The organism is Sinomonas terricola, assembly GCF_034931225.1.
Classification (GTDB): Bacteria; Actinomycetota; Actinomycetes; order Actinomycetales; family Micrococcaceae; genus Sinomonas; species Sinomonas terricola.
On the sequence record NZ_JAYGGQ010000015.1, the window covers coordinates 131,902 to 142,938 of the forward strand.

Annotated in this window: 9 protein-coding genes; 7 read left to right on the forward strand and 2 right to left on the reverse strand. The window is 70.4% G+C overall.

Annotated features, from left to right (window positions below; all coding sequences use genetic code 11):
• Positions 1-38 precede the first annotated feature (38 nt).
• The 3 genes from SPF06_RS17965 (at position 39) to SPF06_RS17975 (ending at position 4,982) form a co-directional block, all read left to right on the forward strand.
• A complete protein-coding gene (locus SPF06_RS17965; RefSeq protein WP_323280498.1) occupies positions 39-3,251 on the forward strand; it encodes an efflux RND transporter permease subunit in 3,213 nt (1,070 codons plus the stop codon).
• A gap of 85 nt (positions 3,252-3,336) precedes the next feature.
• Positions 3,337-4,503 (forward strand): LLM class flavin-dependent oxidoreductase, encoded by a 1,167-nt coding sequence (locus SPF06_RS17970; RefSeq protein WP_323280499.1) that lies wholly within the window; start codon positions 3,337-3,339, stop codon positions 4,501-4,503.
• Positions 4,500-4,982, forward strand: a complete 483-nt coding sequence (locus tag SPF06_RS17975; RefSeq protein WP_323280500.1) for a MarR family winged helix-turn-helix transcriptional regulator — start codon at positions 4,500-4,502, stop codon at positions 4,980-4,982. The genes SPF06_RS17970 and SPF06_RS17975 overlap by 4 nt, the downstream gene beginning before the upstream one ends.
• A gap of 9 nt (positions 4,983-4,991) precedes the next feature.
• Here SPF06_RS17975 and SPF06_RS17980 read toward each other — a convergent pair whose 3' ends face one another.
• Complete coding sequence (locus SPF06_RS17980) at positions 4,992-5,798, reverse strand: transglutaminase-like domain-containing protein (RefSeq protein WP_323280501.1); 807 nt, start codon at positions 5,796-5,798, stop codon at positions 4,992-4,994.
• Between the two features lie 15 nt (positions 5,799-5,813).
• Positions 5,814-6,602, reverse strand: coding sequence for a hypothetical protein (locus SPF06_RS17985; RefSeq protein ID WP_323280502.1), 789 nt, complete (start codon positions 6,600-6,602; stop codon positions 5,814-5,816).
• A 176-nt stretch (positions 6,603-6,778) separates the two neighbouring features.
• Between SPF06_RS17985 and SPF06_RS17990 the strand changes: the two genes are divergently transcribed.
• The 4 genes from SPF06_RS17990 (at position 6,779) to SPF06_RS18005 (ending at position 10,848) form a co-directional block, all read left to right on the forward strand.
• Positions 6,779-7,384 carry a DUF1684 domain-containing protein gene (locus tag SPF06_RS17990; protein ID WP_323280517.1) on the forward strand — a complete coding sequence of 202 codons (606 nt, stop codon included), beginning with the start codon at positions 6,779-6,781 and terminating at the stop codon, positions 7,382-7,384.
• 69 nt (positions 7,385-7,453) lie between these two features.
• Positions 7,454-8,185: a FadR/GntR family transcriptional regulator gene (locus SPF06_RS17995; protein ID WP_428985794.1), complete on the forward strand. Its 732-nt coding sequence runs from the start codon at positions 7,454-7,456 to the stop codon at positions 8,183-8,185.
• Between the two features lie 47 nt (positions 8,186-8,232).
• A complete protein-coding gene (locus tag SPF06_RS18000) occupies positions 8,233-9,345 on the forward strand; it encodes an asparaginase (protein WP_323280504.1) in 1,113 nt (370 codons plus the stop codon).
• Positions 9,346-9,396: 51 nt separating this feature from the next.
• Complete coding sequence (locus SPF06_RS18005) at positions 9,397-10,848, forward strand: aspartate ammonia-lyase (protein WP_323280505.1); 1,452 nt, start codon at positions 9,397-9,399, stop codon at positions 10,846-10,848.
• Positions 10,849-11,037 lie beyond the last annotated feature (189 nt).

Sequence of the window (11,037 nt, forward strand, 5' to 3'; positions counted from 1 at the left end):
CCATACATCGACATTGTCGATACGAGAAGAGACAGCACATGTTCCGGCTCGCGAGCCTCTCGATGTCCAACAAGGCGCTCATCGCGCTCATCACGCTGTTCGCCGCCGTCTTCGGCGTCATCACGGTGGGGAGCCTCAAGCAGGAGCTCATCCCGTCGATCGAGTTCCCACAGCTCACCGTCGTGACCTCGATGAGCGGGGCCTCGCCCGACGTCGTCGACAAGCAGGTGGGCCAGCCGCTTGAGAAGGCGCTCCAGGCGGTCGAGGGGCTCGAGAGCAGCTCGTCGACGTCCCGCACCGGCGTCTCGACCATCCGTCTCTCCTTCGCGTACGGGACGAACCTCGACCGCGCGCGCAACCAGATCGACCGGGCGGTCTCGACCGCAAAGCAGCAGCTGCCGTCCGGGGTCCAGCCGAACACGCTCGCGGGCAGCATCAGCGACTTCCCGATCGTGTTCATCGCCGCGTCGTCGGACAAGGGCCTGAGCGAGCTGGAGGGGCAGCTCATCCAGCAGGCCGTCCCGGCGCTCTCGAAGATCGACGGCGTCCGCGGCGTCGACATCACGGGCGGCGCGACGCGGCACATCCAGATCCAGCCGGACCCCGCGGCGATGGGAGCGCGCGGCGTCGATGTCGGCGCGATCCGCACCGCGCTGCAGAACAATGGCTCGCTCGTCCCTGTCGGCACCGTGACCGATCAGGGCCGCACCCTGTCCCTCCAGGCTGGCAGCCCCCTCGATTCGACCGACGCGATCAAGGGCCTGCCGCTCGCGGGCGCGAAGCAGCCCACGAAGATCGGCGACGTCGCGTCGGTTGCGATCCAGGACGACACCGCGACGTCGATCACCCGCACGGACGGGAAACCCACGCTCGCGATCTCGGTCACGAAGAAGCCCGAGGGGGACGCGGTCGCGATCTCGCACGCCGTGCGCGACGCCCTGCCCGGCCTCGAATCCGCCCTCGGCTCCAACGCCAAGCTCACCACCGTGTTCGATCAGGCGCCCTTCATCGAGAAGTCGATCAAGGACCTCGCGACCGAGGGGCTCCTCGGCCTCGGCTTCGCCGTCCTGACGATCCTCGTCTTCCTTCTCTCGGTCCGCTCCACGCTCGTCACCGCCGTCTCGATCCCGCTCTCGCTCCTCATCACGTTCATCGGGCTCTTCGCGGCGCACTACTCGCTCAACATCCTGACGCTCGGGGCCCTCACGATCGCGATCGGTCGCGTCGTCGACGACTCGATCGTCGTGATCGAGAACATCAAGCGGCACCTGAGCTATGGCGAGGAGAAGACGACGGCGATCCTCGGCGCAGTGCGCGAGGTCGCGGGCGCGGTGACGGCCTCGACGCTCACGACGGTCGCCGTCTTCCTGCCGATCGCGTTCGTCGGAAACCTCGCGGGCGAGCTCTTCCGCCCGTTCGCGCTCACGGTGACGATCGCCCTCTTGGCCTCGCTCGCCGTCGCCCTCACGATCGTGCCCGTGCTCGCGTACTGGTTCCTCGGACATAAGTCCCCGGGAGCGGTGAACCGCGCCGAGATCGAGGCAGCGGCCCACGAGAAGGAACGCAAGTCCGCGCTCCAGCGCGGCTATCTCCCGATTCTCCGCGCGACGCAGCGACACCCCGTGTGGACGGTTGTCGCCGGGGCCCTCGTGCTCGTCGGAACGTTCGCAATGACCCCGCTCCTGGCCACGAACCTCCTCGGCCGCTCGGGCGAGAACAGCTTCACGGTGACGCAGGCGATGCCGCCGGGCACGAGCCTCGACGCGACGAGCGGCGCCGCGGCCAAGGTCGAGGACGCGCTGCGCGGGACGCAGGGCGTGCGGACGGTCCAGGTGACGATCGGAAACTCGACGACCGGCTTCAGCGCGTTCCTCTCGTCCGGCGCGTCGAACGCGACATTCACGGTCATCACCGACGAGTCGGCGGATCAGGCGGCCGTCCAGCAGCGCGTGCGCGACGCCGTCGGCCAGCTGAGCGGGGCCGGCACCGTGAAGGTGAGCGACCAGCAGGGCGGCTTCGGCACGTCGTCGACCGTCGACGTCACCGTCAAGGCGCCCGACTCGGCGACCCTCGCGAAGGCGAACGACGCCGTCCTCGGCACACTCAAGGACGTCCCGGGGGCCACCGGGGTCACGAGCAACCTCGCGGCCGCTCAGCCTATCGTCCAGGTGAGCGTGGACCGCGCGAAGGCGGTGGCGGCGGGCCTCAACGAGCAGCAGGTCGGGGCGTTCCTGGCCTCGACCGTGAGCCCGGTGCCCGCGGGAACCGTCCGGATCGACACCACCGACTACCCCGTGCTCATCGGCAAGGGCACGCAGTTCTCGAGCGTCGACGCCGTGCGGGCCATGCCCCTGCCCGGGGCTCCGGGGCTCACGCTCGGCGCAATCGCGAACGTCACGGCCGTGGACGTGCCCGTGACGGTGACGAGCACGTCCGGCCAGCGCACGGCAACCGTCTCGGTCACGCCGGGCGATGCGAACCTGGGGTCGGTGAGCGCCGAGGTCCAGAAGCGCGTCGCGGGTCTCACGCTCGACGGCAGTGCCACGGCCTCTGTGGGCGGCGCGGCCTCGCAGCAGGCGGAGTCGTTCAAGCAGCTCGGGCTCGCGCTGCTTGCGGCGATCGCGATCGTGTATGTCGTCATGGTCGCGGCGTTCAAGAGCCTCCTCCAGCCGCTCGTGCTGTTGGTCTCGATCCCGTTCGCTGCGACGGGAGCGATCGCGCTCCTCCTCGCGGCGCACATCCCCCTCGGGCTTCCCGCGCTCATCGGCCTGCTCATGCTCGTGGGCATCGTCGTGACGAACGCGATCGTGCTCATCGACCTCATCAACCAGTACCGCCGGCCTCGGGGGCGTCGGCCCGCGCTTGCGCTCGAGGACGCGATCGAGCAGGGGGCCCGCCAGCGGCTTCGCCCGATCCTCATGACGGCCCTCGCGACGATCTTCGCCCTGACCCCCATGGCGCTCGGCCTGACCGGCGGGGGCGGGTTCATCGCGCAGCCGCTCGCCGTCGTCGTGATCGGCGGCCTCGTCTCCTCGACCGCACTGACCCTCATCCTCGTCCCCGTGCTCTACCGGCTCGTCGAGGGGCGGCTCGAGCGGCGGCGGCTCCTGCGGGACCTCGCAAGGCGGCCCGTGGCGGTGGACGCTGCGGTAGGCGCTGCGGTGGCCACCGGGTCGGATGGGAGCGGCGCGGGCGACTGGACGACGGGCGCTGTGCCGAAGGTCACAGGGCGGCGGGCCGCGAAGGAGTGACCCGCCGGGAACAATCCGGCGGCGCCTCGAGTTCGAGATAGATGCAAATGCATGTATCCTGAATGAACCGAGGAAAGAGGTCATCATGCAGTTCGGAATCTTCAGCGTCGGCGACGTTACCCTCGACCCCACGAACGGCCACATGCCGTCGGAGGGCGAGCGGATCAAGGCCATCGTCGAGATCGCCAAGCACGCCGAAGAGGTGGGCCTGGACGTCTTTGCGACGGGCGAGCACCACAACCCGCCCTTCTACCCGAGCTCCCCGACGACGCTGCTCGGATACATCGGGGCGCAGACCGAGCACCTCATCCTCTCGACCACGACGACGCTCATCACCACGAACGATCCGGTCAAGATCGCCGAGGACTTCGCGACGCTCCAGCACCTCGTGGACGGCCGCGCCGACCTCGTGCTGGGACGCGGCAACACGGCGCCCGTGTACCCGTGGTTCGGCAAGAACCCCCAGGACGCCCTCGAGCTCACCATCGAGAACTACGCCCTGCTGCGGCGGCTATGGGACGAGGACGTCGTGGACTGGAGCGGCAAGTTCCGCACGCCGCTGCACAACTTCACGGCGACCCCGCGCCCGCTCGACGGCGTGGCCCCGTTCGTGTGGCACGGCTCCATCCGGACGCCGCAGATCGCCGAACTCGCGGCGTACTACGGCGACGGCTTCTTCGCGAACAACATCTTCTGGCCCAAGGAGCACTACATCCGGCTCATCAACCTGTACCGCGAGCGGTTCGAGCACTACGGGCACGGCAAGGCTCATCAGGCGATCGTGGGCCTCGGCGGCCAGTTCTTCATGCGGAAGAACTCGCAGGACGCCGTTCGCGACTTCAGGCCGTACTTCGACAACGCACCCGTCTACGGGCACGGGCCCTCGCTCGAGGACTTCACCGCGCAGACGCCGCTCACGGTCGGCAGCCCGGCCGAGTTCGTCGAGAAGACCCTCGCGTTCCGGGACTACTTCGGCGACTACCAGCGCCAGCTGTTCCTCGTCGACCACGCGGGCCTTCCGCTCAAGACCGTGCTCGAGCAGCTCGATCTCCTCGGCGAAGTGCTCCCGCAGCTCCGGGCCGGCTTCGAGGAGCGCCGCCCCGCGGATGTCCCCGAGGGGCCGACCCACGCGGCGCGCGTCGCCCAGGCCTCGGCCACTGCGGCCGAGGCCGCTGAGGGTGCCGACGCCTCTGAGGGTGCCGACAGCGGCGCGGGGGCGCCCGAGCCCGAGGAAGCCGAGGCGACGCGGTGACCGCAACCGAGCGCGGCGGCGCGCACGTCCCGTCCGTCCGCGAGACTGCTGAGGCCTGGGAGTCTCTCTTCCGGGCCCAGGTCGCCGTCATGCGGAGGCTTCAGTCCGACCCGGCCTTCCGCGAGCTCGGAATCAAGGAATACGACGTCCTCTTCACCCTGACGCAGTGCCCCGAGGGCGGATTGCGGCTCAACGAGCTCAACGATCACGTGCTGCTCGCCCAGTCGAGCCTGAGCCGGCTTGTCGAGCGGCTCGAGCGGAAGGGCCTCGTGACCCGACGCTCGGCGCCGGATGACGGCCGGGGCACGCTCATCGCGCTCACCGAGGCCGGATGGGAGACGCAGAGGCGGATCGGGCGAGCGCATGTCCGCGAGATCGCCCGGCTCCTGGGCGGGGCGCTCGACGGCGGAGAGCTCGCCGAGCTCACGCAGCTCACCGCTCGGCTGCGGGACCACGTGGTCGAGCATCACCCGCTCTGAGCCGCGCCGTCAGGAGAGCATGACGGACAGCGAGGGATCCTCGTCGGGAAGCTCGGCGTCGGCCTCTGCCGAGACGGAGAGGCGACGCAGCACGAGGCTCCCGCCGACCGTCGAGAGGAACGCCGTGTCCGATGAGTCTCGCCCCGACGTGATCCGGAGCATCCCCGTGCGCGGGGCCAGGCCAGTCGGGTCCACGATGTGCCACGCGCCGTCGACGAATGCCTCGGCGACCGCGTGGAAGTCCATGGGCTCGAGCCCCGGCGCGTAGACGGCTGTGAGGCGCGCCGGGACGTCCTTGCCGCGCAAGAGGGCGATGGCGAGGTGCGCGTAGTCGCGGCAGACGCCGCGGCGGTGCAGGAGCGTCTCGACCGCACCGTCGGTCCCGCGCGACGAGCCGGCCACGTAGGCGAGCTGCTCGTGCACCCACGCACGGACCGCGGCCACGAGCTCGGCCCCGGCGAGCGAGCCGAACTGTCCGTAGGACGTCGGGAGGAGGCGGTCGCTCTCGGCGTACCGGCTCGGGCGGACGTAGCGGATGAGGGTCATCTCGTCGACGGGTTCGGGCTCGGCGCGCCCTCCGACCGTGGCGCGGTACTCGACCTCGACGTCCGAGGGCTCCTCGAGCTCGAACACGTGGAATCGCCCGCCGTGCCCGTCCGTGAGCTCACGCCACGGAACGGGCTCACCTCCGGCCGCGATGGAAAGGCTCTCGTCGAACGAGTCATAGCCGGGGTTGCGTGCGGCGGCGACCGCCATCGCGACTTTGGTCCGCGCCACAGTGGTGAAGGAGAGGCGGGCGCCGACAGTGCGCAGCATGGTGCTCCCGTGGGACTAGGAGTTCTTCGTGAACTTCAGCGACATGATCATTCGCTGGGCGTCCGCAAAGTCCCCCGAGTCTTCAACGTACGCGGATGCCTGAGCAAGCGTATCGAATGATTGCAGTGGAGCAACCTTGGCCTCCGGCGCGAGCGGCGCGAGCTCGAGGACGTCGGAGAAGGAGTACCACCCGATGGCCGCGGGGCCGGGCACGATATTGCGCAGGCGGCACGCCTTCCCGTCCTGCGCCGCCGTCGGGACGCCGACGAGACCGAACGATCCGAAGTACTTGTAGCCCTGGATCACGCGGAACACGAAGCGCGGCGAGATCGCGTCGGGACCGTCGGTGAACGGCAGGCTCACGGGCAGGCTGTTGAGGACCGAGTACGGCTTGGCCTGGGCCGGATCGCACGGCGCAGGGGCCGGCGCGGGAAGGCCCGTCTGGAGGGCGGCGACGAACGTGCCGTCTGCCTTCTTGACGTCGAAATGCAGCGCTCCCGCCGAGGATCCGGCCGCGGCGGGGCCGGCCTGGACGATCCACTGGGCGGGGAGCTCGAAGCTGATCGCCTTCCCGGGGTCCGTGAACGTCTTCCATTCGGCCGACGTGGCACCGGGCGACGGCGTGCCGCTGGCCGTGGCGCTCGACGTGCCGCTCGACGAGCCTCCCGTCGGGCTCGCGGCGGAGCTATTGGGGCCGACCGGGGTCCACGAGGGCGAGTTCTGGCCGGATCCGCACCCCGCGACGGCGGATGCGGCAAGAAGTGACGCGAGGGCAAGCCCCGTCACGCGGAGTCGAGTCGCCATACAGCCACCCTAGCGAACCGGACCCGGAGTACTCTGGCGCCATGCTCAGGGACGGGCGCGACAGCGCGGACAGCCACAGCGAAATCAGCGACAACCGCGGCGAGCTGTGGGGAACGGACGACGGCGAGGCCGGACTGGCGCTTCCGGCCCACCAGATCGCGGACTGGCGGCTGCGGATGTTCGCGGTGTACGCAGCGGTACGGGCGGCGCCGTCGTCGTCCGAGGCCCACGCGCTGTGGTGCCGTGAACGCGATGCGCTCTTCGCCGCCCACCCCGCGTCGGCCCTCCTGCCGACGGACCGCGCGGCGTTCCGCGGCCTGCGGGTCGCGCCCTATGACCCGGCCTTCCGCTTCGAAGTCCCGCTCCTCCCCCTCGGCGCGGGCCAGGAGCGCCCCGTGCAGACAGGCACCGACGGCGTAGTGCCGTTCGTCCGGCTGGGAACCTTCGAGGTTCCGGGCCTCGGGAGTCTCGCGGCGTGGAAGCACGCGGGCTACGGGGGCGGCGTCTTCGTGCCGTTCCGCGACGCGACGGCCGGTCGGCCGGGCGGATCGTATGGGGCGGGGCGGTACCTCATCGACACGATCAAGGGCGCCTTCCTCGGAGCGCGCGACGCCGATCGGCCGGCCGAGACAGCCGACGCGGGAACCCTCTACATCCTCGACTTCAACTTCGCCTACAACCCGTCGTGCGCCTACAACGAGGCGTGGGCGTGCCCCTTGCCGGGGCCCGAGAACCGGATCGACGCCGAGGTGCCGGTCGGCGAGCTGTATCCCTTCCTCTAGCGGCTTGTCAGGCCCGCCAGAGCACGCGCCAGCTTGACACCCCAGTGTGATCAGTGCCATAGTCGACCTGTGAACCTGTCTGACAGCCGGACACCCCGACAGGCGGACGAGTCGGAGACCCCGACGCCCGCCCGGCGTCCCCTCGCCCGCATGAGCGCCGCCGAAGCGGTACTCGCAGAGCTGCGGGCCGAGATCGAGTCGGGTGCCGTCCTCGTGGGCGCCAAGCTCCCCTCCGAGGCCGCCCTCGCCGCCCGCTACGGCGTGAGCCGCTCGGTCGTCCGCGAAGCGCTCCGCTCGTGCGCGGCGCTCGGGCTCACCGAGACCCACACGGGCAAGGGCACGTTCGTCGTCTCGGGCCGCGTCTCGGGCGATCTCGTCCTCGGCCGCTACTCCGCCCGCGATCTCACCGAGGCCCGGCCCCACATCGAGGTTCCGGCTGCGGGGCTCGCGGCGATTCGGCGCAGCGAGGAAGACCTCGCGACCCTCCAGGACATCGTCTCCGACATGTTCCTCGAGGACGATCCTGCAGTCTGGGTCGCCCTCGACGCCATGTTCCACGGGCTCATCGCCCGCGCGAGCGGGAACAAGGTCTTCGAAAGCGTTGTCGCGGATCTCCGTGAGGCGCTCTCCCATCAGTCCGAGACCCTCAACCTCGTGGCCGACCGCAAGAGTGCGTCAGACGTCGAGCACCGCAAGATCCTCACCGCGATCGAGTCCGGCTCGGCCGAGCTCGCAAGCACCGCGATGGCCGAGCACCTCGACGCGGTCAACGCCGCGCTCGGCACCCTCACGAACCGCTGACGCGGCCACAACCTGCCCGTCTCACCCCCCTGACTCCGGAAAGAGCTATGCCCTTCGCTGCCGACTGCGCCCCCACGGCGACTGATTCGCACACTGGCCCGACTCAGGCCGCGCCGACGCGCCTCGGTCCTGCCCACGCCGCCCCAGCCGGCGCCGCCACGCCAAGCCTTCCCGCCCACGTGCCGCTCGCGGTCCAGACGCGCGGGGGCGTCGTCGAGGGTGTGCACTACGGGAGCGTCGCCGCGACCGCCTCCGACGGAAGCCTCCTGACGAGCGCCGGGGATCCGCGCGCCGCGTTCTTCCCGCGTTCGGCGCTCAAGCCGCTCCAGGCCGTCGCGCTCGTGCGGGCCGGCCTGAACGTCCCGGCCGAACTCCTCGCCCTCGCCGCCGCGAGCCACAGCGGGGCGCCCGAGCACCGCAGGGGCGCGCTGCGCATCCTCGCCCTCCACGGTCTCGACGTCTCGGCGCTCGAGAACACCCCCGATCTCCCCTACGGCGCAGCCGAGCGGGAGGCCTGGCTGCGCTCGGGCGGGCACGCGGACCGCGTGTGCCAGAACTGCTCGGGCAAGCACGCCGCGATGGCGGCCGTCTGCACGCTCAACGGCTGGTCGGTCGCCGGGTATCTTGACCCGGCACATCCCCTCCAGCAGCTCGTCGCCGCAACCGTCTCCGAGCTCACGGGCGAGCGGCCGAGCGCGTGGACGACCGACGGCTGCGGCACGCCGCTGCCTGCAATGAGCCTCACGGGCATGGCGCGCGCCTACGGGACACTCGCGCGCGCCGGGGCGAACGACGACGACGCCCGGCCGGGTGCCGAGGCCGCCGTCGCCCGCGCGATGGCAGCCCATCCGCACATGGTCGCGGGCGAGGGCCGCGATGTCGTCCGCCTCATGCGGCTCCTCCCCGGAGCCGTCGCCAAGGACGGCTTCGAAGGCGTCCAGCTCGTGGGCCTCCCCGACGGCCGCGCCGTCGCCGTCAAGATCTCCGACGGCGGGGACCGCGCCCGCATGCCCGTGGCCGTCCGCGCCCTCAAGGCGCTCGGCGTCGTCGAGGCCGCGCCGGGCGGTGCCCTCTCGGTGCTCGCCGAATCTCCCGTGCTGGGCGGGGGCCGACCCGTCGGCACCTTCGCGGCGCTCGAGAGCGCGTTCTCGAACTCCTGACCCACCTTCGCTTCGCTCGTCCACGTTTCGCCACCGTACGAAAGGCCACCCATGACCCTCGCGTCCGAGACGCTCAACGGAGAGCAGCTCGCCGACCAGACCCCCGAGAGCGCGTGCCGGCTCGAGCATGACCTCCTCGGCGACCGCGCAATCCCGGCAGACGCCTACTGGGGCGTCCACACGCTCCGGGCCGTCGAGAACTTCCCGATCACGGGTCAGCCGCTCTCGACGAATCCGCATCTGGTCCGCGGGCTCGCGGCCGTCAAGCTTGCGGCCGCGCGCGCCAATCAGGAGCTCGGGCTCCTTGACGCCGAACGCGGTGCGGCGATCGAGAAGGCCTGCCTCGAGGTCCTCGGCGGACTGCTCGGCGAGGAGTTCGTCGTCGACGTCGTCCAGGGCGGTGCGGGCACGTCGTCGAACATGAACGCGAACGAGGTCATCGCCAACCGCGCGCTCGAGCTCCTCGGCCAGGCGAAGGGCGACTACGCTGCCCTGCACCCGAACGACCATGTCAACCTGAGCCAGTCCACGAACGACGTCTACCCGACCGCGGTCCGCGTTGCCACGGTTTTCGGGATCGAGGAGCTCCTCGCGGCGCTCGTCGAGCTCGAAGAGGCGTTCGCGGAGAAGGCCGCCGAGTTCCGCACGGTGGTCAAGATGGGCCGGACGCAGCTCCAGGACGCGGTTCCCATGACGCTCGGGCAGGAGTTCGGGACCTACGCCGTGACCATCGGCGAGGACCGCGAGCGGCTCCGCGAGGCCTCGAAGCTCGTCCACGAGATCAACCTCGGAGCCACCGCGATCGGAACGGGCCTCAACGCTCCCGCGGGCTATGCCGAGGCCGCGTGCCGACACCTCGGCGAAGCCACGGGCCTGCCCCTCGTGACCGCACCCGACCTCATCGAGGCGACGCAGGACATGGGGGCGTTCGTGCATCTCTCGGGCGTTCTCAAGCGCGTCGCGGTGAAGCTCTCGAAGATCTGCAACGATCTCCGGCTGCTCTCGTCGGGTCCGCGCGCGGGGCTCGCCGAGATCAACCTCCCGGCGGTCCAGTCCGGTTCGTCGATCATGCCCGGCAAGATCAACCCGGTGATCCCGGAAGTGGTCAGCCAGGTCGCGTACGAGGTCATCGGCAACGACGTGACGATCACAATGGCCGCCGAGGCCGGCCAGCTCCAGCTCAACGCGTTCGAGCCGATCATCGTGCACAGCCTCCACAAGAGCATCACCCACCTCGAGGCGGCGTGCCGCACGCTCACCGAGCGGTGCGTGCGCGGCATCACCGCCAACGAGGACCGTCTGCGCGCCAGCGTCGAGCATTCGATCGGCCTCGTGACGGCGCTCAACCCCTACCTTGGGTACGCGGCCGCAACGTCGATCGCCCAAGAGGCGCTCGCCACGGGGCGGGGCGTCGCGGAACTCGTGCTTGAGCGCGGCCTCCTCACGGCCGACCGGCTCGAGGAGCTGCTCAAGCCCGAGCGGCTCGCCAACCTCACAGCCTGAGAAACCCCAACCCTCCTCATCCCCCTACCGTCCCGGAAAGGACTCAGATGTCCTCGCTTGGCCCCGCCCAGACTCAGGGCGAACCGCAAGTCCCAGACCACCTCGAAGACCACGGCCACGCCCACTCGTCCGACCACGTCATCCATGCCGAGGATGCGGGCTACCACAAGGGCCTCAAGGCACGGCAGA